Below are 23130 nucleotides of genomic sequence, written 5' to 3'. Positions count from 1 at the left end.
CTCCGGGCCGTAACACCCGGCAACGGATCCGACAACCGCGATTGCTGCATCCCGGTCACCGCGTCAGCGGTCACCGCGACGCCGCGCAGATCGTCGAGGTGTTCCAGAAGCACGCAGAAGCCCCGCGATCTCGTCGGTCTCGATGTCGACGTCGGTGCCGGCGAGCACGGCGCCGGCGGAGCGGTCCGCGGCGGCCAGGACATGCCGTGCCGGGCTGTCGCGGGTGCGTGAGCCGCGCAGGGTCTCGCCGTCCACGGCCATCGCTGGCCTGCATCCGGGCTGTAGTGCCGGAATCCTTGTTGGCGAGCCAGGTTCCGATCGCCGCGGCGAGCAGATCGGCGTCAAGGGCTTGCCGCAGCCTGCGGATCATCGTCTCGGACGGCCGGCGGTCCGCGTCGATGTCCAGCAGCACCGCGGCGTCGGCGGGAAGGTCCGCGACCCATTCGGCGATCGCGGTGCAGGAACGATAGCCGGCCACCCCCGCACAGACCGCGACCGCGACCACCACCGAAAAGCGACGGCGGATGCCCCGGCGGTCGCGGGGACCGGGTACCCCGGCCAAGGCCGCGGACCGGCCGATGGTCAACTCCGGAGGGCAGAGCCCGGTCGGTGCGGCGGACAACGCGGCGATCAGCGACGATGGCGATGCGAGCATGACTCACTTCGGGAACGGTCAACGAGGCGTAGGAACCTCGATGATCTTCTGAGCCGGTCGTGCCCGTCCTGCCCGTCCTGCCCGCCTCGATCAAGGGCGCGTCTACACCAATAACCTCAAGCCGGACACCCACCACGACTTTGCCGGGGGCCTTGGCTTCGGTCAGGCGACGCCCGGGCGTTTCCGACCGCCGCGGCCAGGTCGACCGGGGAGCGCCGCGCGCACGCCGACGAACACAGCCCTGGTCATGCACCCCTCCACCGCGAAGCGAATCAACCACCACCCGACCATCCGGCCCAACGCCTCCGGGGCCGCCTCCGGGGCCGGCGCTGGCGGCTCGGGTCAGGCTTCCCGCGAACGGGTGGCCAGCGGGATTGCGGCAAGGCAGAATCGCGGCGCAAAATTCTATGCGGACGCGGAGGGGGCTTCTCCTGGCGGGCCGACGCGATTGTTCCGATATCCTGGCCGGTATCATTGTGGCATGGTGGTCAAAATGTTCGGCGGGATCGGGTGCCGGATTTGTCGGCACGCTTTCTTCGGGGTGCAGGCTGGGAGGCGGTGCGGCCGCAGCACCGGTCGAACTGTGGCGCTCACCGACCCTTTGCTCAGGCATTCGCGCTGGTGGTAACGGCACCGATGGGGCGGCTTCGTGGATTCGGCGCAGCTTCTCCGCGTGCCGGCGTGCCAGCCCCCAGTCACGCCGCCGCTGCGCCTCCTTCCGGAAATCGTCCTTTTCCGGCCACCAGTTCCGCGCTTTCGTACGATCCCGCAAAGCAGCCAACTCGCGCGGGCTGAACAATTGCATCTGCCCCATACCCAGAATTATCCCAGAATACGACCCGAGCCACGATCACCGACCACGCCGCCACGCACATGGTGAACATTTCAAAGTGCCATTCACCAGCGGCCTTTGACGCGGCCGGCCAGCATGCACCGGCAGCCCGTTGCGCACCCGGCATCGTGTTGTCGACGTGATCGCGTTCAGCGGCAGGCGACCGTTGGTGACGCTGTTGGCGGGGGTGGGCACGCCCGAGCCGGCGTCATCGGAGATGGCCCGCGGGCATGTGGTCATGGTGCTCGGCCGGCGCAGGCCAACCAGCTCGGCAGCACGCGCGGCCGGCTGGTGCGGCTGAGACGACGGACTCGCCGTCGGGTGCCCCGCCTGCGCCGTTCGCCGCGGGCTCGCCTGCTGTCCGGGGCCGGAATCGCTCGGCGCCGGGCCGTCGAGAGGCCGCCGCGGGTCCGGTTCGCCGCGGCGCGCACGCGGGCCGGCACGGGACGACGCGCTGTGGGACGGCACGGCTTGCACACCGCGGAACGCCGCAGGACAACGCGGGGCAGGGCAGCGCACGGCGCGGCGCGGGACAAAGCGGCGTTTAACAGCGCGGGGCGCACCGTGGGACGGCGGGGCGTTGCGAAGCGGAGATGTTGCGGCCCGAGTAGTCGACGCCGCCAAGCTGAACCGCGGGGGCGAGCAGCCGTGCCGGCGGTAGCGCGCGGAGCCCGTGGGGGCGCTGCCGCGCACACGAAGCGGCGAACGCCCCAGCACGCTCCCAGCGCACACGAAGCGGCGAACGCCCCAGCACGGTCCAGCGCACACGAAGCGGCGAACGCCACAACACCGTCCAGCGCACACGAAGCGGCAAACGCCACAGCACGGTCCAGCGCACGGGAAGTGGGGAACGCCCCAGCACGGTCCAGCGCACACGAAGCGGCGAACGCCACAACACCGTCCAGCGCACACGAAGCGGCGAACGCCACAGCACGGTCCCAGCGCACGCGAAGCGCGGCGAAGGCCGCAGCACGGTCCAGCGCACGGGAAGTGGGGAACGCCGCAGCACGGTCCCCGCGCACGGGAAGTGGTGAGCGGCGGCGTCAGTTCGTTGCTGGGCGTGGGTGGTGGGGTGGGGGCGTCGTGGCGCGGGCCGTCGATGCCGCCACCGTGACCAGCAGGAGCAGCGTCAGCAGCCACGCCAGTGGTACGGCCGGGCCCGTGGGCCAGTGCGGCAGCGGCAGGGCCGGCATCGGTTCGCCGAACACGGGCAGTGCCCAGCCCGTCAGGCGCCACGCGATCAGGGCCGTGGCCAGGCCCGGCGGCGCGGCCGCGAGGACCAGGGCCGGGTAGGTCCACAGCGCGACCCGCGCCGCCGCGCGGCGGGGCAGGCCCTGGGCGCGCAGGGCGGCCAGGTCGGCGCGCCGGTCGCGGCGGTCCACGGCGATGACCAGTGCCAGGCCGCCCGCGGCGAGCAGGACCGCGAGCGCGCCCGCCAGCACGTGGAACCACAGGGACAGGGCCGGGCCCTGCGCGGCCAGGCGGGCCCGCGCGTCGGCGATGCCCGTGTCGCCGACGACGACGAGGCCCTGGGCGGCGAGGCGGTTGAGGACGTCCGGCGGGGCGGCCGGGCCGAGCCAGACCTCGGGGGCGTTGGCGATGCCGGAGTCGGTGCTGAGGCGCTCGGCGTATTCGAGGTCGACGATGGTCCCGTCGAGGCCGAGCCGCGGGACGGCGGCGAGGCGCGCGGCGACGGTGACCGGGATGTCGAGGCCGTCGAGGCCGCGCATGGTCCCGGCGGGGGCGGTGGCGGCGACGGGGAGCGGGAGCGGCACCTCCGCCGGCTGCACCCACGCCCCGTGCGGCAGCCCGTCGGGGGCGTCGACGCCGATCCGCAGGCCGTCGGGCGCGGCGGTGAGCGTCGCGTCGGCGGAGCGCCAGCGGGCCAGGTCGGCGAGCTGGGCGCCGGTGGCCGCGGTGCGGGCCGGGTTGATCGTGCGCACGGCGTTGAGCACGACGGTGAGGCGGGTCGCGGTCGCGGCCGGTTCCAGGTTCGTGAGGTGCACGCCTACGAGCCGGCAGCCGTCCGCGCAGTCGCCGACGCGCTGCTGGTAGGTGCCGGGGCCGTTGTGCACGGCGCCGAGGTCGACGTTGGCCCGGCCGTGCGGGCCGGCGAGCACGAGCTTCAGCGCGACCGGGTTGTCGGGGCGGGCGCCGGTGACGGTCGCGTCGATGGTGACGTCCTGGCCGGGGATGGTCAGCCCGGCGTCGCGCACGGGCGGGCGCAGGCGCTCGGCGAGGCGGGCCGGGTCGGTGTCGCCGTAGGCGCCGAGCCAGGTGGACGCGGCCGCGAGGCGGGTGGTGTCGACGGCCAGGCGCGGCGCCTCGCCGGGGCGCCCGGCGGGCAGCTCGACCACGGCCATCGCGTAGGCGCCGGCGGGGTCCGCGGCCCGCACGGCCTGCAGCAGCTGCTCGCGGCCGACGGAGGCGACGGTGAGCACCCGGGGCGCGCCGGTGGAGATCTGCGCGGCGAGGTCGCGGTCGCGGGCCGCGAGGTCGGTGGCGGTCACGGCGTAGCCGAGCACGGCCACGGCCGCCACGAGCAGCAGGATGAGCCGCTGGGCCCCGGCCCGGCGGGACAGCTGGAACGCGGCGAGCGCGGTGGTGAGCCGGCCCCGGCGCAGCGCCCGGGTGCCGGCGAATCGGGCCAGCGGCGTGACCGCCCGGGCGGTGAGCAGCGCGAGCGCGAGGATCACCAGGGCGGGCGCGACGATCGCGACGCCGGTGAGGGAGCCGCCGGTGAGGAACAGCTGGACGGTCGCGGCGGCGGCGAGCACGGCGACGACGGCCTCGCCGGTGCGCACCCGCCAGCCGGCGGCGCGGCGGGAGATGCGCCGCAGCAGCCCGGCGACCGGCGCGGCCAGGTGCCGGCGCTGGGCCACGAGCGCGGCCGCGATCGCGCCGAGGAGGGCGAGCGGGGCGTACCGCAGCGCGTCCACGGTGAACACCGGCGCCCCGACGCCGGGGAAGCGCCAGGCGACGAGGGCGGCGACGAGCAGCTGCCCGGCGACGCACCCGGCCAGCCCGCCGAGCAGGATCGCCGCCAGCCCCTCGCCGAGGGTCAGCCACCAGCGGGTCCACCAGCGGGCGCCGCGCAGCGCGACGACGGCGAGCTCGGGCCGGCGCCCGGTGGTGGCGTAGTCGGCGGCGATGAACAGCACCGCGTAGGCGAGCAGCAGCAGCGGGGCGGCGCCGGTCGGGACGCTGTGGCGGGCCAGCTCCTGGCTGGCGTCGATGCGCGCGAACAGCCGGGGCATCTCGGTGGTGACGACGAGCCCCTGGCCGAGCTGGGTGGCGCGGGTCTTCAGCTCGGCGAGGCGGCGGCGGGTGTCGGGCAGCCCGGCGGCGGTGAGGGCGGCGGGTCCGGCGGTCACGTCGACGGACAGCGTGGTGGTGCCGTGGTCCATCGCGGCCATGGTCGCGGCGCCGGTGAAGACCGGCTCGCCGGGCCGGCCGGCGCTGTCGAGGTCGAAGTACCCGTGGCCGCCCCAGTAGGTCTCGGCCGGGTTCGCGGGCCGGTAGGTGCCGGCGACGATGAGCCGGGCCGGGGTGCCGTCGGGGACGTAGGTCGGCTGGGAGTTGCTGCCGCCGAGGGCCGCGAACGTCAGCGTGATCGGGTCGCCGGGGCCGAGGCGCAGCCGCGCCGCGGTCTGCTCGCCGAGGACCACGTCGCCGGCTCCGGCCAGGCAGCGCCCGGCGACGATGGTCAGGTGGGCGCAGGTGTCCTGGCGGTAGGTCACCCGCGACGCGCGCACCCTGTCCGGCTCGATGCCGACCGCGGGGAAGTCGGCGCCGTAGACCCGGTCGAACCCGGGCAGGTCCACGAGGCCGCCGGCGACGTCGGTGAAGTTGAACCCGTCCGCGTCGCGGGCGTTGACGGTGGCGGTGATGCTCAGCGAGCGCTCCCGCGCCGCGGCCGTCTCCACCTGCCCGGCGACGATGGAGCGGTCGACGGCCTGCAGGTAGGCCGGGGCCGCGACGGCGGCCGCGACCGCGAACAGCGACAGCAGCGCCAGCACGAGCGCCTGGCCGCGCCGGGCCCGCAGCATCGACAGCAGCAGCGAGATCATCGGGTCTTCCCTTCGGCGCGCCCGGCGGTGGCGGCCCGCCAGACGAGGGCGAGCAGGAGCAGGGCCGCGGCGGCGGTCGCGAGCAGGGGCAGCGGCGGCAAGGGCTCGGGCGGGTCGGGCGGGTTCCAGCCGTCGGCGAAGTACGGCAGCGAGGGCCCGGACGCGAAGCGCGCCACGATCGCGGCGAGCAGCCCGGTCAGCGCCCCGGCGAGGACGACGGCGCCGGACCCGGCCCGGCCGGCGGTCGCGGCGGTGCGCGCGGCGAGCCCCTGCACGCGCAGGGCCAGCAGGTCGGCGCCGCGCTGGCGGCGCTCGGCGGCGACCGCGACGGCGAGGGCGGCGGCCGCGGCGAGCAGCCCGAGGACGGCGGCGAAGAGCCGGTAGCGCTCGGCCACGGCGGGCCCGCGGGCGGCGAACCGGGCCGCCCGCGCCCCGGTGTCGTCGGCGCCGAGGATCGTCAGGCCGGCGGCGCGGAGCCGCTCCTCGACGCCGGCCCCGGCCCCGGCGGCGAGCCACACCTGGTAGGTGCCGGCCGAGGACCCGCCGGCGCCGAGGCGCTGGGCGGCGTCGAGGTCGACGAGGACGCCGGAGCCGCCGACGACGGGCAGCATCGGCGCGGTCCCGGCGACGTGGACGGGGACGGTGCCGCCGCCGAAGAGGTCGAGCGTGGGGTCGCCGAGGCGCCACGGGGCCGGGGCCTCGCCGGCGAGGACGGCGGGCAGCGGCAGCGCGGCGGCCATCACGTAGACCCGGTCGTCGAAGTTCCAGGCCACGTCGGGCAGCGTGAGCGTGAGCGCCCCCTGCCGCGCGCTGACCTGCATCGCGGGGCCGGTGGCGCCGGTGCGCCACTGCCGCGGGTCGCCGAGGAACGCCGCGTCGAGCACGCGCCCGGCCGGGGCCTCCTGGCGCAGCTCGGTGATGGTGAGCACGGCCGCGGCGGCGTCGCTGGGCGGGGTGTCGGGCCCGGCCTTCGGCGGGGCGTCGTCGGCGTTCGCGGGCCGGGGCTGGAGCAGGTCGAGGCTGACCACCCGGCAGCCCTCGGCGCAGCCGGCGACGTCGGCGGCGGCCTCGTGCTCGCCGGGGTCGACGGGGCCGAGGGTGAGCCGGGCCGACCGGCCGGTGACGGTGTTCTGCACCGCGACGGCGAGCCGGACCGGCTCGGCGCCGTCGTTGCGGGCGCGCAGCACGAGCCGGCCGCCGGTGACCGCGGGCGCGTCGGCGCCGGTGCCGGGCGGGACGACCGCGGGCCGGGGTCCCCACTGCGGCAGCCAGGCCGCCACCGCCGGGAGCCGGGCCGCGTCGACGGCGACGACGGGCGGGGTCGCGGCCGCGTCGACGACGGCCGCCATCGCCTCCCGGCCGCCGGGGTCGGCGCGGCGTACGGCACCGAGCAGCGCGGTCGGGTTGGCGGCCCGGACGGTGAGCACCCGCGGCGCGCCGAGCTCCTGCACGGCGCGCGAGTCGCGGGCGTCGAACCCGGCGAGCCAGCCCCCGGTCGCGGCGCACAGGCCGGCGACCGCGACCGCGACGAGGGCCATCAGCCGGTCGGCGCCGGGCTGGCGGGACAGCGCGACGGCGGCGAACCCGGCCCGCAGCCGCCCCGCCCGCAGCGCGCCCGCCCCGGCCCGGGAGGCGGCGGTGGCGAGCATCCGGGCGGCGGCCACGGCGACGACGACGGCGACGAGCAGCGGCACGGCGGTGCGCAGCCCGGTCCCCCACAGCTGGGCGGCGGCGAACCCGGCGAGCACGACGAGGACCACGTCGACGGCGGCCCGGCGCGCCCTTCCCGGCGACGGCACCCTCCGCAGCAGCGCCCCCACCGGTGCCCGCAGCACCGCCAGCTCCCCGGCGGCGAGCGCGGCCAGCCCGCCGAGCACCCCGGCGACGGCGGCGAGCCCGGCCGGCAGCCACGGCCCGAGCGCCCCGTCGAACGGCGGCGCGAACCCGGCCGCGGGCCCCCGAGCAGGCGCCCGGCCAGCCATCCGAGCGCGAGCCCGAGCGGCAGGGCGGCGAGCAACGGCACGGCCAGCTGCCCCACCCCCAGCCGCAGCGCCCGCCGCCGGGATCCGCCGCGCAGCTGCAGCAGCGCCGCGTCCCCGCGCCGTTCGCGCGCGGTCTGCCGGCCGGCCAGGGCGAGCGCGAACCAGCACAGCACCACGGTGCCGAGGGTCCCGGCGAGCGCCCCGCCCCGGATCGCGGCCCGGTCGGCGGTGATCCGGTCGACGAGCTGCTGCCCGGGCGCGACGAGCGTCATCCCGCCGCGGCTCAGCGCGAGGTCGGCCGCGCGCAGCCGCTCAGCGGCCGGGGAGCCGGGGTCGGTGAACGCGGACTCGGGCAGCTCCGCGGTGTAGACGAACACCGGCCCGGCCAGCTGCGGGCTCTCGAACGTGTCGACGGCGGTGAACAGCGGGTCGAGCCCGCCGGCGTCGGCGCGGAACAGCGAGTCGCCCCAGTAGACGCCGCCGGGGTCGGCGAGCTCGTAGCGCCCGACGACGGTCACCGGCACCGGCTTCGCCCGCGGCTGGTTGCGCAGCGTGAGCGCGTCGCCGGTGTGCAGCCCGAGCGCGTCGGCGGTGGCGGCGCTGACCAGCACCTCACCCGCGGCCCGGGGGCAGCGCCCGTCGAGCCGGAGGTGCTCGCAGACGTCGTCGCGGTGGGCGACCGAGACCTTGGGCGTGGTCTCGGCGCCGTCCAGCAGCATGCTCGCGGTGATGCCGAGGCGACCGGTTCCGGGCAGCAGCCGCTCGACGGTGTCGCGGTAGGCGTCCAGCGCCGAGCGCGGATCGCCGTCCGCGTTGGTCTGGCGGCGCACGGAGATCGTGCGCTCGGCCGCGGGCGCGGCGGCGACATCGGCCGCGGCGGCCCGGCGCTCGGCCCCGGCGGCGAACCACGGCCCGGCGGCGGCCGAGGTCACGAGCAGCACGGCGAGGACGAACACGGCCCACGCCTGCGCGGCGCGCGCCCGTAGCGCGCTGAGCACCAGTCCGAGCACGGAGGGCCTCCTTCGGGGTCGATCGCAATGGGCACCTTACGCGGCGGGTCCGACAGTTTTCGCGAGCCGATCGACCGATCGCCGTGTGCCGCACGGCATCCCTATGCTTCGCGGCGTGCCGGACGCCGCGCTCGGAATCGACTACGGAACGTCGAGCACCGTGGCCGTACTGCGCCATCCCGGCGGCAAGGTGCGCCCGCTGCTGTTCGACTCCTCGCCGCTGCTGCCCTCGGCCGTGTTCCGCAACGACGCCGGGCGCCTGCTCGTCGGCCGCGACGCCGAGCACGCCGCGCGCCTCGACCCGGCCCGCTACGAGCCGAACCCCAAGCGGCGCATCGACGACCTCGAGGTGCTGCTCGGCGACCGCGCCGTGCCGGTGCCCGAGCTGGTGGCGGCGACCCTGACCCGCGTGCGCGCGGAGGCGCTGCGCACCCTCGGCGGCCCGCCCGCGACGCTGACCATGACGTGCCCCGCGACCTGGGGCTCGGCCCGCCGCCAGGTGCTGCTCGACGCCGCCGCGCTGGCCGGGCTGCCGGTGCCGGCCCTGGTCGCCGAGCCCGTCGCGGCCGCCACCTACTTCGCGGCCGTGCTCGGTCATGCGGTACAGCCGGGTCAATGCGTGGTCGTCTACGACCTCGGCGCCGGGACGTTCGACGCCAGCGTGGTGCAGCGCACCGCCGACGGATTCCGGGACCTGGCCTGCCGCGGCCTCGACGACGTCGGCGGCCTCGACCTCGACGCGCTGGTCGTGGCGCACGCCCGCACGGTCGTCGAACCGGCCGCGCCCGGCACCTGGGCCCGGCTCGCGGCGCCGCAGTCGGCCGCCGACCTGCGCCACGTCACGATGCTGTGGACCGACGCCCGGCACCTGCGCGAGACGCTGTCGCGGGAGTCCTCGGCGAGCATGTTCGTCCCGGTGGCGGACCAGGAGGTGCTCTTCACGCGGCAGCAGTTCGACGCCGCGGCCGAGCCGGTCCTGGCCCGCACCGTGCAGCTGGCCCTGACCACGCTCAAGGAGGCCCGGGTCCGGCCGGATGCGGTCGCCGGGTGGTTCCTCGTCGGCGGCGGTACCCGTACGCCCCTGATCGCCACCATGCTGCACCGCGCCACGGGCGTCGCCCCGACGGTGCTGGAGGAGCCGCAGCTGGTGGTCGCCGAGGGCGCCCTGCACCTGGCCACGATGGCCGCCGCCGCGCCCGTCACCACCGCGGCACCGCCCGTTGCCGCACCGCCCGTTCCGGCACCGCCGGTCGCCGCACCGCCGGTCGCGGCACCGCCGGTCGCCGCACCGCCGGTCGTGGCCGCACCGCTCGCCGCCGCCCCGACCACTGCCACGCCGGTGCCGGCAACACCGATCACAGCCGCGCCGATCACAGCCGCGCCGGTCGACGAGCGGCTCTGGCCCGATCCGCCGGAACCCGCACCGCAAGCACCCCCGGAGGCGGCGAAGGCGGCGCGGCGCGGCTCAGGGGTCGGCACCGGGTTCCAGGAGCTGTTCGCCCTGGTGGCAGCCGCGTTCGCGGCCCTGCTGCTGCTCCTGCCGAGCGTCCTCGGCCGGGGGGTGACCGGCGTCGGGCTCATCGCCGGTGCCGGCTTCGCGCTCGCCGTCGGCTGGCGGTTCGTGCGGCTGCGCCGCGCGGGGCCCCGGGCCCTCGACTGGGTCGCCATCGCCCTCGGCGCCCTGACGGTCGCGGTTACGGCGGCCCACTATCTGGCGGTGATGTGACAGTGGCCGACTTCGCGTCCTACCTGTCCGATCAGGCGAACACCGGCGCCGTCATCGCCCTCGGCGCCACCGCGATCGCGGTCTGGGCGACCCGGACCGCACGCTCGGAGCCGGCCGAGGCCGACGACGCCCCGGCCGCGCCGAAGCCGCTCGGGGGCGGCGCCGAGACCTGGGCGGTGGCGGCCGTGGCCGTCGCCGCGATCGTCGCGGCGCTCGCCTCGCCGCGACCGCTGGAGCTGCCCTTCGACTGGCTGGTGGTGCTCGGGCTCGTCCTGGCCGCGACGCTGCGGGGCTACCGCCTGAGCCGGCCCGGCCCGGCCGTGCTGGACCGCCTGGCCGCCGTCCTCGCCGTCGTGCCCGGCTGCGCCCTGCTCGCCGGGGCGATGTTCATGGCGTTCGATGGTACGACCGGCAGCCGGGTGCTGCTGTGGATGCTCGGCTACGCGGTCGCGGGCGCGCTTGCCCTGATCGTCGGCCTGCGCTGGCAACGCGCCGCCCGGACCTAGCCGGACGGGGCCGCCCCGGTTGGTGTCCATCCCGGCCGCCGCTGACGACCGGCGGTCTCCCCGCCGGCGACCGAGTACTCCGGCGACGCCGTGCGGCTGCGCCGGTGGGACGGGCGCGCCAAGGAGCCGGGGTGGCCGTGGCCCCCTTCCAGTCCCACCGCGGCCCGCTTGTCCGCCTGATGTCGGATTGACGATCGGATTCCGGGCAGTCAGGCGGCGTGCCGCCGGGCCAGACTGGCGGGATGGCGAACGATCCGGATCCCCGCGGGCGGCTCATCGGGGCGCTGGACCAGGTGGCCGCGAACCCCGAGATCCAGCGCGTGCGCGAGGTCGCGTTCGCCGCGCTGCACCTCGAGCCGGGGCAGCGCATCCTCGACGCCGGGGCCGGGACCGGCGAGGTCGCGCGGCTGCTGGCGACCCGGCTGTGCGGCAGCGGCGCGATCGTGGCGCTCGACGCCTCGCCCGACGCGATCGCCGCGGCGCTCGCCCGCGACGAGGGGACCCGCGTGCGGTACACCCAGGGCGACGTGACCGCCCTGGACTTCCCGGATCGCTGGTTCGACGCGGTGCGCTGCGAGCGGGTGCTGCAGCACCTGGCCGAGCCCGACGTCGCCGTGGCGGAGCTGGCCCGGGTCACCCGGGCCGGCGGGCGCGTGTGCCTCGTCGACACCGACTGGGAGTCGGTCGCCGTCGACGGGCTGCCCCGGCCGCTGGTCGCCCGGGTCCGCGAGCACCTGCTCGCGACCGTGGTCGGCCAGCACCTGGACATGGGCCGCACGCTGCGGCGGCGGCTGCTGGGCGCGGGGCTGCGCGAGGTGCGCGCGGTGCCGGTCGCGCTGTACTTCCCCGACCCCCTCGCCGCCGCCGCCGTGCTGCCGATGGTCAACCCGATGGTGCCGGCCGAGTCCGGCCTGATCCCGGACGACCTGCGCGAGGACTGGTTCGGCGCGCTGGGCGAGGCGGGCGAGCGCGGCGACTTCCTGGCGACGCTGACGATGTGGGTGGCGACCGCCACCGTCTGACTCCGCCGCCCCCGGGGTCAGGCCTCGGCCGCCGCGAGCAGGTCGCGCAGCAGGGCCGACAGGCGCCTGCGGCTCGCCTCCGGCAGGCGCTCCAGCACCTCGCGCTGCGCGTCCAGCCCCACGACGACCGCCTCGTCGATGACCTCGCGGCCGCGGCCGGTCAGCGTGATCACGAGGCCGCGCCGGTCGGCCGGGTCCGGGGAGCGGGTCACCAGGCCGGCCCGCTCGAGGCGGTCGAGCCGGCCCGTCATCCCGCCCGTGGTCAGCATCAGCGACGCGCTCAGCGCCTTCGGGGACAGCTGGAACGGCTCCCCGGCCCGGCGCAGGGTGGCGAGCACGTCGAACTCGCCGCGGTTGATGCCCAGGCCGGAGTACACCTTCTCCTGCCGGTCCCCGACCACCCGGGCCAGGCGGTAGATCCGCCCGAACACGGCCATCGCGTCGGTGCGCAGCTCCGGCCGCTCCCGCCCCCACTGGGCCACGATCCGGTCGACGTCGTCCATGCCGGAACTCTAGCACCCCCTTGCGTCTAAGTAGCTTAGTTGTAAGCTACTTAGTCATGAGGCACCTGACGGCCATCGCCCCCGCGCTGTGGGGAACCACGTACCTGGTCACCACCGAGCTGCTGCCGCCCGGCCGGCCGCTGCTGGCCGGCACCCTGCGCGCGCTGCCCGCCGGGCTGCTGCTCGTCGCCGCGGCCCGCGCGCTGCCGAGGGGCGCCTGGTGGTGGCGATCGGCGGTGCTCGGCACGCTCAACATCGGGCTGTTCTTCGCGCTGCTGTTCGTGGCCGCGTACCGGCTCCCCGGAGGCGTCGCGGCCGTCCTCGGCGCGCTCGGCCCGTTCGTGGTCGCCGCGCTCGCGTTCGGGCTGCTCGGCACCCGCCCCTCCCGCACGGTGCTCGCGGCCGCGGCCGCGGGCGTGCTCGGCGTCGCGCTGCTGGTCCTGCGCTCGGCCACGGCGCTGGACCCGATCGGCCTCGCGGCGGCCGCGGGCGGCATGGTGTCCATGTCCCTCGGCACGGTCCTCGGCCGGCGCTGGGGACTGCCCGCCGGTCAGGGTGATCGCCGGACCGCCCTGATCGCCCTGACCGGCTGGCAGCTCACCGTCGGCGGCCTCCTGCTCGCCCCCGCGGCCCTGCTCGCCGAGGGGCTCCCGCCCGCCCTGAGCTGGGCGAACGCGGCCGGATTCGGGTACCTCTCGCTGGTCGGCACCGCCGGGGCCTACCTGCTGTGGTTCCGCGGCGTGACGACCCTCCCGCCCGCCCAGGTGACCCTGCTCGGCCTGCTCAGCCCCGTCGTCGCGGCCGCCGCCGGCTGGCTGGCGCTGGGCCAGTCACTGTCGCCCGGGCAGCTCGCCGGGGCCGTGATCGTGCTGGCCGCGGTGCTGATCGGCACCGGCGCCGGCAGGGTCGGCAAGCCGACAACCGCGCTGCGGGCCGCCGCCGCGCCGTAGCCTTGGTGCACATGGTGTCGCTGCGCCCGCGGGCCCGACGGGCCGGGATCGCCGCGCTCGTCGTCGCCGCGCTGGCCGCGGCCGCGGCCCTCGTCCTGCCCCACGGGGGCGGCGACCGTGCGGGGCGGGTGCTCACGCGGACCTCCTCGACGCAGATCACCGCCGGGGTCGGCTGGACGCACCGGTGGACCGCCGCGCCCGAGGGCGTCACCGACGCGGCCGGCAACGCGTGGGACCCCGACGCCGGGGTCGTCGCCGGCGGCAGCGCGCCCAGGGCGCTCGGCGCGGGGAGTCCGGCGCCGTACCGGTACACCCGCAGCGGCACGCCGACGTTCACGCTCCCGGTGCCGGAGCCGGGCACCTACGCCGTGACCCTCTCGCTCTCGGCCCCCGAGCGGGGCGCGGCCCCGGAGGCGTCGGTGAGCGTGACGCTGCCCGGCGGCGACGCGCGGGAGGTCCGGCTCGCCGGCACCGGGGCCGGGCGGGTGCGCCACGCCATGGTGCTCGTCCCCGTCACCGGCGACGCGGCCCGGCTCACGGTCGGCGCGCTGCGCAACCTCGCCGGGGTCGCGGCCGTCACCGCCACCATGGCGCGCACCGGCACCGACCCCCTGCGCGCGGAGCTGGCCGAGGAGTTCGACGGGGCGGCCGGCACCGCGCTGCTGCCGGGCTGGCGGCACGAGCTCGGCGGCGGGGGGTGGGGCAACGGGGAGCTGCAGGAGTACACGCAGGATGCGGCGAACGGGGCGCTCACCGGCGACGGGCGGCTGGCCGTCACCGCGCGCCACGACGGCGGGACGTACACGTCGGTCCGGATCAGGAGCGCGTTCGAGGGGCTGTACGGGCGGATCGAGGGCGTGCTGCAGGTGCCCCCGGGCAGGGGCCTGCTCCCGGCGTTCTGGATGCTCGGCGCGGACGTCGCCACCGCCGGCTGGCCCCAGGCCGGCGAGATCGACCTGATGGAGTCCCTCGGCGCCGGCGAGCCGGGCACCGTGCACGGCACCTTCCACGGGCCCGACGGCTCCGAGCGCGGCTGGGAGCGCCCGTTCACCGCGAGGCCCGCCGGTGGGCCCGAGAAGGGCATGCACCGGTACGGCCTGGAGTGGTGGCCCGGCGTCCTGCAGTGGTCGGTCGACGGCGTCGTGCAGGCGACCCTGCGCCGCGAGGACCTCGGCGCCAAGCAGGCGTGGGTGTTCGAGCGCCCCGCCTACCTGCTGCTGAACGTGGCCGTCGGCGGCCGCTGGCCGGGCATCCCGCCGCCCTCGACGCCGTTTCCGCAGACGATGTACGTCGATTCCGTGCACTGGTGGCGATAGGGTCGCGGCGTGAGCTTCGATGCCATCGTGGTCGGCGCGCGCGTCGCCGGCTCCCCGACCGCCATGCTGCTCGCCCGGGCCGGCCACCGGGTGCTCCTGCTCGACCGGGCCACGTTCCCGAGCGACGTGACCTCGACGCACCTCGTGCACGTGCCGGGGATGGCCCTGCTGCGCCGCTGGGGCCTGCACGATGCCGTCGCGAACGCCGGCGCCCCGCGGCTCGCGCGGTTCACCATGGACTTCGGCCCGTTCGTCATCAGCGCCCCGCCCCCGCCCTCGGACGGCGCCGCGCACCCGTACTGCGTGCGCCGGACCGTGCTCGACGCCATCCTCCTGGACGCCGCCCGCGCGGCCGGGGCCGAGGTGCGCGAGGGCGTGACCGTCGAGGGCCTGCTGCGCGACGAGTCCGGCCGCGTGTGCGGGGTCCGCGGCGACGGCTTCGAGCAGCGCGCCCGGATCGTCATCGGCGCGGACGGCCTGCGCTCGGTGGTGGCCCGCGAGGCGGGTGCCGGCACCTACCACGACACCCCGTCGCTGACCGCGTGCTACTACGCCTACTACCGCGGCCTGCAGCCCCGCGACACCGCCGAGATCTACCAGCTGGGCGACCGCGCGGTGGTGCTCTTCCCGACCAACGACGACGCGACCTGCGTGTTCGTGGCGTGCCCGAGCGCGCAGTTCCGCGACTTCCGCACCGACGTGGAGGCCCAGTACGCCGAGGCCCTGGCGCGGGTACCGTCCGTGGCCGCCCGGGTCGCCGCCGCCGAACGGGCCGGGCGCATGCACGCGACCGCCGACGTGCCGAACTTCTTCCGCACGCCGGCCGGCCCGGGCTGGGCCCTGGTGGGCGACGCCGGCTACCACAAGGACCCGGTGATGGCCGCGGGCATCACCGACGCCTTCGTGTCCGCGCAGCTGCTGGCCGACGCGGTCCACACCGGACTCCGCGGCGGCGACCTGGACGCGGCCGTGCAGGCCTACGCGCAGGAGCGCGACCGCCGCTTCCGGCCGGCCCTGGAGCTGACCTGCCAGCTGGCGTCGATGGAGCCGCCGAGCCCGCAGATGGCCGCGCTGTTCGCCACGATCGCGGCGAGCCCGGCGGAGTCGACCCGCTTCTTCGGCGTCATGCAGGGCAGCACGCCGATCGAGGAGTACTTCGCCCCGGACAACCTCGCCCGCATCATGGCCGCCACCTGAGCCGCCCCGCCGCGCTACTTGAGGTGGCCGGCGGTGAGGCCGGACTGGACCTGGCGCTGGAAGACCAGGTACAGCAGCAGCACCGGCAGCATCGCGATCGTCATGCCCGCGAACAGGCCGCCGAAGTCGCCCGCGTAGCCCTCGTTCACGGCCAGGGCGGTGAGGCCCTGCGCCAGGACCCAGCGCTTCTCGCTGCCCTCGCCCTGCAGCAGCACGATCGGGAAGATGTACTGGTTCCACTGCGTCAGGAAGTTGAAGATGCCCACGCTGATCAGCCCCGGCCGGGCCATCGGCAGCATGATGCGGAAGAACAGGCTCCAGTGCGAGCACCCGTCCACGAGGGCCGCCTCGGCCACGGCCGCCGGCAGGGTGCGGAAGAACGCGGTCAGGAAGAACACCGTGAACGGCAGCGAGTACGCGGTGTAGACGAGGATCAGGCCGGGCAGCGTGCCGAGCAGGCCCAGGTTCTTGACCACGAAGAAGAGCGGCACCAGGGCCAGGAACACCGGGAAGACCATGCCGCCGGCGAAGGCGTAGTACACGACGCGCATCCCGCGCAGCTCGTAGCGGGCCAGGACGTACGCGGCCATGGCGCCCAGCAGCATGGTCAGGGCCAGCGCGCCGGCGACCACGATGGCGCTGTTGAGGAAGTAGCGGCCCATGTGGGCCTCGTTCCAGGCGCGCGCCCAGTTCGAGAAGCGCAGCGACGCCGGCAGGCTCCAGGCGTCCGTCAGGATCTCGTCGTCGCTCTTGAAGGAGCTGACCACCGCCCACAGCAGCGGGAAGGTGGTGAGCAGCGCCCAGCCGAAGAGGAAGACGTGGGAGAAGGCGTTGCCGAGGCGGGGGCGCACGTCAGTACTCGATGCGTTCGCGGCGGGTGAGGCGCAGGGACGCGATCGCGACCGAGAGCGTCACGAAGAACATCGCGACGCCGATCGCGGAGGCGTAGCCGAACTTGGCGTCGCCGAAGGCCGTGTTGTAGAGCCGCAGTCCCACCACGTCGGTGCTGAACCCGGGGCCGCCGTTGGTGATGATCTGCACGAGGGCGAACCCGTCCAGGGCGATGATGGCGAGGTACACCCACGCCACCTGAATCGTGTCCCACAGCAGCGGCACGGTGATGCGCCACAGGGTGGTGGAGCGGCTCGCGCCGTCGAGCATGACGGCCTCGTAGATCTCGCGCGGGATCGCGGACATCGCGGCGCCGAAGAGCACCACGTAGAAGCCGACGTTGCTCCACACCATCACGACGAGCACCGCCCAGAAGGCCACGTCGGGGTCGCCGAGCCAGGTGCGGCCGAGCGAGCCCAGCCCGACGGCGCGCAGGAAGCCGTTGACGAGGCCGCCGTTCGGGGCGTACATCTCGCGCCAGAGCACGCCGATGATGGCCACCGAGAGCACCTGCGGGAAGAAGTACACGATGCGGTACACGGCGGCGAAGCGCACGCCGTGGATGTTCAGCATGGACGCGAAGAACAGGCCCAGCACGATGGTGGCGACGGGCAGCACCGCGAGCAGGACGGCGTTGTGCCGCAGGGCGTTCCAGAAGTACTCGTCCGACAGCAGCCGCGTGAAGTTGCCCGTCCCGACGTAGTCCCACGTCGGGCTCAGGCCGCGCCAGTTGGTCGTGGAGACCTGGAACGCCTGCAGGTAGGGCGAGACGACGAAGACGGCGTAGACCGCCACGGCGGGCAGCAGGAACGTGATGGCGAACAGGCGCCGACCGTGGCGCATCCTCAGCTGCTCCGCTTGTACTTCTTGATGGAGTCGTCCTTCGCGATCGCGTCCGCGCCCTTCTGGCACTGCTCGACGAACTGCTTGGCGTTGATCTGCTTGGTGAACAGCGCCCCGCACGCGGCGTCGACGAGCTCGCGCTCCAGCTTGCGGTAGTAGGAGTTGTACACCCAGTTGAAGCCCTTGTCACCGGAGGCCTTGAGCGCCTTGGTGACCGAGGCCAGCCCGGGCGGCAGGTTCACGCCCTCGTCGAGCCCGGCGACGCAGGTGAGGCTCGCGACCCGGTTGGTGAAGTCGGTCGCGCCCTTCTTCGACAGCATGACGCGCAGGTACTCCAGCCCGCCCGCGACGTTCTTGGCCTTGGCCGGCACGATGAACGGCTCGCCGGTCGTGCCCCGCAGCGCCTCGAACGGCAGCTTGTCGGAGGCGGACAGGCTCGGCGTCGGCGCGACCGTCATCTGGAAGTCGGGCGGCGTGACGGCCTTCTGCTCGCTCTCCAGCCAGGAGCCGCACGAGATGAACACGGCCTTGCCCTTGCACCACTCGGTCTGCGACTGGATGTGGTCGAGCCCCTCCGAGCCGGGCATGATGTAGCCGTCGACCGCCAGCTGCGAGTAGGCGTCCGCGGCGGTGAGGATCGCCTCGTGCTTCCACGCGTTGGGCTCGAGGTTGTCGATGGCCACGAGCACGTCCTGGCCGGCCAGCTTCGCCGCGGCGGACAGGATCGGCCACGACATGTACCGCGGATGCTTGCCCTGATAGGTCCAGGGCGCGATGCCGGCGGCCTTGATGGTCTTGCACAGGGCGATCATCTCGTCCCACGTCTTCGGGTACTGCCACCCCTTGTCCCGCATGAGCTTGGCGGAGTACCAGATCCCGTAGACGGTGTAGGTGTAGTTGAGCGCCATCGTCCTGCCGTCGTAGGTGCCGGGCAGCAGCGAGCCGGGCAGGAGCGTGTCGCGCACCTTCCTGGCCGGGTCGTCGATGCTGGGCGCGTCCAGCAGCGGGCCGAGGTCGGCCAGGGCGCCCTGCGAGACGAGGCCGTTGAAGTCGATCTGGCCGGCGCCGGAGTTGTCGATGACGTCCGGCGGGCTGCCGTCGACGAAGCGGGGCTGCAGCGTCTGGCCGATCTGCTGCGTCGCCGAGTGCTTGACCTGCGCCTTCGGGTACCGCTCGCTGTACATCGCCTCGTGCGCCTTGGCGTAGTCCTCGCCGAAGCCGCCGTTGAAGATGACGATCTCCAGCGGCGCGTCCTCCTTGACGCCGAGCGGGTTCGCGGCGTTCTTCGCGCCCTGCTCGGTGCTGGAGGGCTTGTCGCCGCCGCCGCCGGACAGCGCGCACGCGCCCAGGGTGGCCGAGGCGGCGGCCAGGGCGCTCGAGCCGAGCAGGGCCCGCCGGGAAAGAAGACTCATCGCCGCTCCTTCACAAGGGACGTCTGTCGATGACAATGAAGGTTTCCAACCAAACTTGCAAGAGGCGGTAGATTGTTACCGGGTCAGGCGGGCGTGTACCCGGGCATCCGGGGCGGCGCCGATGACCTGCGTGATCGCCAGCCAGAGGGCCCCCGCCGGGCCGTACGTCGCCGCCATGGGCACGATCCGGTAACGCTGGAGCACGGCCGCCCGGATGCGTTCGGCCACCGGGCCGGGCGAGAGCAGGACGGAGCCCGCGAGCACGACGGCCGGCCGGGGCAACGCGGCGCGCCCGGCGACCGTCTCCAGGGTGTGCAGCAGATGCCCCGCGGCCTCCTCGACGAGCGCCACCGCCACCGCGTCGCCGTCCGCGGCGAGCGCGCTCACGGCCGGCGCGAGGGCACCGAGCGCGGCGGGCGGGCGGTCGAACGCGGCGCGCAGCAGGGCCTGGTCGTCGCCGGCCGGGACGCCGAGCAGGGAGCTCAGCGATCCGGTGAGCGCCGTGGCCGGGCCGCGGCCGTCGAGCGCGCGCAGCACGGCGCGCAGGCCCGCGCGGCCGAGCCAGACCGCCGAGCCCTCGTCGCCGAGCAGCCAGCCGTACCCGTCGCAGCGGTGCGTCAGCCGCCCGCCCGCGAACGCGGCCCCGACCGCCCCGGTGCCGGCGAGCAGCAGCAGCCCGTCCGGCGCCGGCGAACCCGCGGCGAAGCCGACCTCGAGGTCGGTCACCGCGACCACGCGCCCGCCGAGCCCGGCCGCGCGCCAGGCCGCCTCGGCCGCCGCCTGGGTCGCGGCCCGCACGGCCGCCCCGCCCGCGATCCCGACCACCCCGAGCGTGACCCGCCCGGCGTCGTCCCCGGACCGGGCGAGTAGATTGCGCAGCGCGACCGTGAGCACCTCCGCCGGCGCCGCGCCGCTCGAGTTGCGGTTGGCACCGCCCGACTCCGCCCGTGCCAGGACGGTGCCGTGCAGGTCACTCAGCGCGCACCGCGTGGTCGTGGCGCCCGCGTCAACACCGATGACCAGGGGCTCAAGCATCGCGTCACCGCATTCCATTGACGAAACCGACGAGGCAACGGAAACTTTTCCACATGACGGACGACGCTCGCCAGGTCTCCACCGCCGTGAAGATCCGCGGGCTCCTGCCCTCGCTGTCACGCGCCGAACAGCGGGTCGGCCGGATCATCATCGAGGAGGCGGCCACCGCCGCGCAGATGACGATCACGGAGCTGGCCAAGCGCGCCGACACCTCCGAGACCACGGTCATCCGCTTCTGCCGCGCCATCGGCGTCTCCGGCTACCCCGAGCTGCGGCTCAAGCTCGCCGCCGAGGCCGGGCGGGTGCAGGACGACCCGGCCCAGGAGGCGATCGGCAGCGACATCAGCCGCTCCGACGACCTCGGCCAGGTGGTCAAGACCATCGCCTACGCCGACGCCCGGGCCGTCGAGGAGACCGCCGCCCAGCTCGACCTGGAGGCGCTGGGCAAGGTCGTCACCGCGATCGCCGCGGCCCGCCGCATCGACATCTACGGTGTGGGCGCGAGCGCGTTCGTGGCCCAGGACTTCCAGACGAAGCTGCACCGCATCGGGCTGACCGCCTACGCGTGGTCGGACCTGCACCTGGCGCTGACCAGCGCGGCCCTGCTCGGCGAGGGCGACGTCGCGGTCGGCATCTCGCACACGGGCACCACCGTGGACACCATGGAGGCCTTCGCCGAGGCCGGGCGGCGGGGGGCGACGACGGTCGCACTCACCAACTTCCCGAAGTCGCCGATCACGCGCGTCGCCGACCTGGTGCTGACCACGGCCGCGCGGGAGACCACGTTCCGCTCGGGTGCCATGGCCAGCCGGCTGGCCCAGCTCACCGTGGTCGACTGCGTGTTCGTCGGCGTCGCCCAGCGCACCTACGACCGCACCCGCACAGCCCTGGAGTCGACCCGCGACGCGGTGCGAAGCCGGCGGACCAAGGCCGATCGGGGCCGCTGGTGAGCGTCTCCCCCGGGGTCTCGCCCACCGAGGAGCGCAACCCGCACACGGTCTACATCGACCAGCTGCCCACGCTCGACATGCTCCGGCTGATCAACGCCGAGGACGCCAAGGTCGCTCCGGCGGTCTCGGCGGTACTGCCCGACGTCGCCGAGGCCGTCGAGCTCGCCGTGACCGCCCTGCGCACGGGCGGGCGCATGCACTACTTCGGCGCGGGGACCTCGGGCCGCATGGCGGTGCTGGACGCCGCCGAGCTGCACCCCACGTTCGGCGTCGGCTACGAGCGGGTCGTCGCCCACATCGCGGGCGGGCTGCCGGCCCTGCACACCGCGGCCGAGGGCGTGGAGGACGACGCCGAGCTCGGCGCGGCCGCGGCGGCCGAGCTGGTCGCGGGGGACCTCGCCGTGGGCGCGACGGCCAGCGGCGCCACCCCGTACGTCGGCGGAGCGCTGCGCGCCGCCCGCGCCGCCGGGGCCGGCACCGTGCTGATCTCCGCGAACCCGAACGCGCCGCTGGCCGAGCTGGCCGACGTGGTCATCGCGGTCGACACCGGCCCGGAGGCGATCACCGGCTCGACCCGCATGAAGGCCGGCACCGCCCAGAAGCTGGTGCTCAACGCGCTGTCGACGGCGGTCATGGTCCGGCTCGGCCGCACGTACTCGAACCTGATGACCGACATGGTCGCGAGCAACCACAAGCTGCGCGGCCGCCAGGTGCGCATGCTCGCCCAGGCGACCGGGCTGCCCGCGGAGGCCTGCACGGCCGCCCTGGCCGAGGCGGGCGGCGAGTCGAAGGTCGCCCTGGTGGCGCTGCTGGCCCAGACCCCGGCCGCGAACGCCCGCCGCGCCCTGGAGCGCTCGGACGGCGTGGTGCACGCGGCCCTGGCCGAGCTGCACGGTCGGTAAAAAACCTTCATCGGACCGGATCTGGTTGGAAGGTATCGACATCGATGCCGGTGGCGGTATAGCGTGCCATCAATCAATCGCCTCAGGTTTCCCCTGGAGGAGCGATGGCCCTCATCCCGGCCCTGGTCGCGACCGCCGTGCTCGCCGCACCGCTCGGCGCACCACTCGGCGCACCACCTGCCACCCCGGTCAGGCACGACGAACAGATCTCCTTCCACCGGTGGCGCACCTTCCAGCACTGGCAACGCGGCAACGCGGACGGCTGGGAGACCGCCACCTGGACCTCACCGCGACAGCGCGCCGGCTTCGGCGCGAGCGAGCTCGTCGCCTCCTGGAACGCCGACACGCCCGCGGGCACCTGGCTGCAGGTCGAGCTGCTGGGCACGTACACCAACGGCGAGAGCACCCCGGCCTACGTCATGGGCCGCTGGGCCTCGGGCGACCGGGACATCCAACGGTCCTCGGTGGACGGTCAGGGCGACGCCCACTCCACCGTCTACACGGACACGTTCTCCATCGACGACGTGTCCGAGGGCGTGCTGCTGGACAGCTACCGCCTCCGCGTGACCCTGTTCCGCAAGCCCGGCCTGCCCGCGTTCCCGCGGGTCCGGCAGATCGGCGCGATGGTCTCCAACGTGCCGGACCGGTTCACGGTCGCCCCGAGCGCCGGGCACATCGCCTGGGGCCGGGAGCTGAGCGTCCCGCGGTACTCGCAGAACATCCACATCGGACAGTACCCGCAGTACGACGGCGGCGGCGAGGCGTGGTGCTCCCCCACCTCGACCGAGATGGTCGTCGAGTACTGGGGCCGCGGGCCCAGCGCCGCCGACCTCGCCTGGGTCGACCCCTCCTACGCCGACCCGCAGGTGGACCACGCGGCCCGGATGACCTACGACTACACCTACGCCGGCGCCGGGAACTGGCCGTTCAACACCGCCTACGCGGCGACGTTCGGGCTGACCGGCATCGTGACCCGGCTGCACTCCCTCGACGAGCTGGAGCGCTTCGTCGCGGCCGGCATCCCGGTCGTCACCTCGCAGTCGTTCCTCGCCTCGGAGCTCACCGGCGCGAACTACTCGACCTCCGGGCACCTGTTCGTGGTCGTCGGGTTCACCGCGACCGGCGACGTCATCGTCAACGACCCGGCCTCGTCGTCGGACGACGCGGTCCGCAACGTCTACCCGCGCACCGAGTTCGAGCAGGTGTGGCTGCGCACCAAGCGCCACCGCGCGGACGGGTCGGTCGCCTCCGGCAGCGGCGGCATCGCATACCTCATCGCACCGCCGGGCAAGGCGCTGCCCCGCGTGCCCGGCTCGGAGAATTGGTAG

At 75.2% G+C, this 23130-nt stretch carries 17 protein-coding genes; 9 read left to right on the top strand and 8 right to left on the bottom strand.

Going from position 1 to position 23130, the window contains the following annotated elements:
- Positions 1-70 precede the first annotated feature (70 nt).
- The 3 genes from ACQP1P_RS12420 to ACQP1P_RS12410 form a co-directional block, all read right to left on the bottom strand.
- Complete coding sequence (locus ACQP1P_RS12420; protein ID WP_433086137.1) at positions 71-655, bottom strand: transposase family protein; 585 nt, start codon at positions 653-655, stop codon at positions 71-73.
- 1875 nt (positions 656-2530) lie between these two features.
- On the bottom strand, positions 2531-5557 hold the full coding sequence (locus ACQP1P_RS12415; protein ID WP_433086135.1) for an FtsX-like permease family protein: 3027 nt from the start codon (positions 5555-5557) through the stop codon (positions 2531-2533).
- A complete protein-coding gene (locus ACQP1P_RS12410) occupies positions 5554-7305 on the bottom strand; it encodes a hypothetical protein (protein WP_433086133.1) in 1752 nt (583 codons plus the stop codon). The genes ACQP1P_RS12415 and ACQP1P_RS12410 overlap by 4 nt, the downstream gene beginning before the upstream one ends.
- Positions 7306-8664: 1359 nt before the next feature.
- Here ACQP1P_RS12410 and ACQP1P_RS12405 point away from each other — a divergent pair.
- The 3 genes from ACQP1P_RS12405 to ACQP1P_RS12395 all read left to right on the top strand — a co-directional run bounded on the left by ACQP1P_RS12405 (position 8665) and on the right by ACQP1P_RS12395 (position 11803).
- The gene (locus ACQP1P_RS12405; RefSeq protein WP_433086131.1) at positions 8665-10275 is read left to right on the top strand and encodes an Hsp70 family protein; all 1611 of its coding nucleotides are present in this window, start codon (positions 8665-8667) and stop codon (positions 10273-10275) included.
- A 2-nt stretch (positions 10276-10277) separates the two neighbouring features.
- Complete coding sequence (locus ACQP1P_RS12400; RefSeq protein ID WP_433086129.1) at positions 10278-10781, top strand: hypothetical protein; 504 nt, start codon at positions 10278-10280, stop codon at positions 10779-10781.
- Between the two features lie 242 nt (positions 10782-11023).
- Positions 11024-11803 (top strand): methyltransferase domain-containing protein, encoded by a 780-nt coding sequence (locus ACQP1P_RS12395; RefSeq protein WP_433086127.1) that lies wholly within the window; start codon positions 11024-11026, stop codon positions 11801-11803.
- A 17-nt stretch (positions 11804-11820) separates the two neighbouring features.
- Here ACQP1P_RS12395 and ACQP1P_RS12390 read toward each other — a convergent pair whose 3' ends face one another.
- Complete coding sequence (locus ACQP1P_RS12390) at positions 11821-12306, bottom strand: MarR family winged helix-turn-helix transcriptional regulator (RefSeq protein WP_433086125.1); 486 nt, start codon at positions 12304-12306, stop codon at positions 11821-11823.
- Between the two features lie 56 nt (positions 12307-12362).
- Here ACQP1P_RS12390 and ACQP1P_RS12385 point away from each other — a divergent pair, with 56 nt between their 5' ends.
- From ACQP1P_RS12385 to ACQP1P_RS12375, 3 genes are read left to right on the top strand one after another with little or no spacing between them, the layout of a single operon-like run.
- Complete coding sequence (locus ACQP1P_RS12385) at positions 12363-13256, top strand: EamA family transporter (RefSeq protein ID WP_433086123.1); 894 nt, start codon at positions 12363-12365, stop codon at positions 13254-13256.
- An 11-nt stretch (positions 13257-13267) separates the two neighbouring features.
- Positions 13268-14572, top strand: coding sequence for a family 16 glycosylhydrolase (locus ACQP1P_RS12380; protein WP_433086121.1), 1305 nt, complete (start codon positions 13268-13270; stop codon positions 14570-14572).
- 9 nt (positions 14573-14581) lie between these two features.
- A complete protein-coding gene (locus ACQP1P_RS12375) occupies positions 14582-15769 on the top strand; it encodes an NAD(P)/FAD-dependent oxidoreductase (protein ID WP_433086119.1) in 1188 nt (395 codons plus the stop codon).
- A gap of 14 nt (positions 15770-15783) precedes the next feature.
- Here the strand turns inward: ACQP1P_RS12375 and ACQP1P_RS12370 are convergent, their stop codons facing one another.
- The 4 genes from ACQP1P_RS12370 to ACQP1P_RS12355 all read right to left on the bottom strand — a co-directional run bounded on the left by ACQP1P_RS12370 (position 15784) and on the right by ACQP1P_RS12355 (position 19950).
- Entirely contained in the window at positions 15784-16620 is an 837-nt protein-coding gene (locus ACQP1P_RS12370) for a carbohydrate ABC transporter permease (RefSeq protein ID WP_433086117.1), read from the bottom strand.
- Between the two features lies 1 nt (position 16621).
- Positions 16622-17503, bottom strand: a complete 882-nt coding sequence (locus tag ACQP1P_RS12365; RefSeq protein WP_433086115.1) for a carbohydrate ABC transporter permease — start codon at positions 17501-17503, stop codon at positions 16622-16624.
- 2 nt (positions 17504-17505) lie between these two features.
- Positions 17506-18915, bottom strand: a complete 1410-nt coding sequence (ngcE, locus tag ACQP1P_RS12360) for an N-acetylglucosamine/diacetylchitobiose ABC transporter substrate-binding protein (protein ID WP_433086113.1) — start codon at positions 18913-18915, stop codon at positions 17506-17508.
- 75 nt (positions 18916-18990) lie between these two features.
- Positions 18991-19950: an N-acetylglucosamine kinase gene (locus ACQP1P_RS12355; protein ID WP_433086111.1), complete on the bottom strand. Its 960-nt coding sequence runs from the start codon at positions 19948-19950 to the stop codon at positions 18991-18993.
- 53 nt (positions 19951-20003) lie between these two features.
- On the opposite strand from ACQP1P_RS12355, the gene ACQP1P_RS12350 reads away from it, so the two are divergent.
- The 3 genes from ACQP1P_RS12350 (at position 20004) to ACQP1P_RS12340 (ending at position 23130) form a co-directional block, all read left to right on the top strand.
- A complete protein-coding gene (locus tag ACQP1P_RS12350; protein ID WP_433086109.1) occupies positions 20004-20900 on the top strand; it encodes a MurR/RpiR family transcriptional regulator in 897 nt (298 codons plus the stop codon).
- Entirely contained in the window at positions 20897-21802 is a 906-nt protein-coding gene (murQ, locus tag ACQP1P_RS12345; RefSeq protein WP_433086107.1) for an N-acetylmuramic acid 6-phosphate etherase, read from the top strand. Before ACQP1P_RS12350 ends, murQ begins: the two co-directional genes overlap by 4 nt.
- Before the next feature lie 104 nt (positions 21803-21906).
- Complete coding sequence (locus tag ACQP1P_RS12340; protein ID WP_433086105.1) at positions 21907-23130, top strand: C39 family peptidase; 1224 nt, start codon at positions 21907-21909, stop codon at positions 23128-23130.

Origin of the sequence: Dactylosporangium sp. CA-052675, from assembly GCF_050947935.1 — a bacterium.
Classification (GTDB): Bacteria; Actinomycetota; Actinomycetes; order Mycobacteriales; family Micromonosporaceae; genus Dactylosporangium.
The sequence above is the reverse complement of the archived record's forward strand: the minus strand, read 5'-3'. Positions and strand labels throughout refer to the sequence as shown.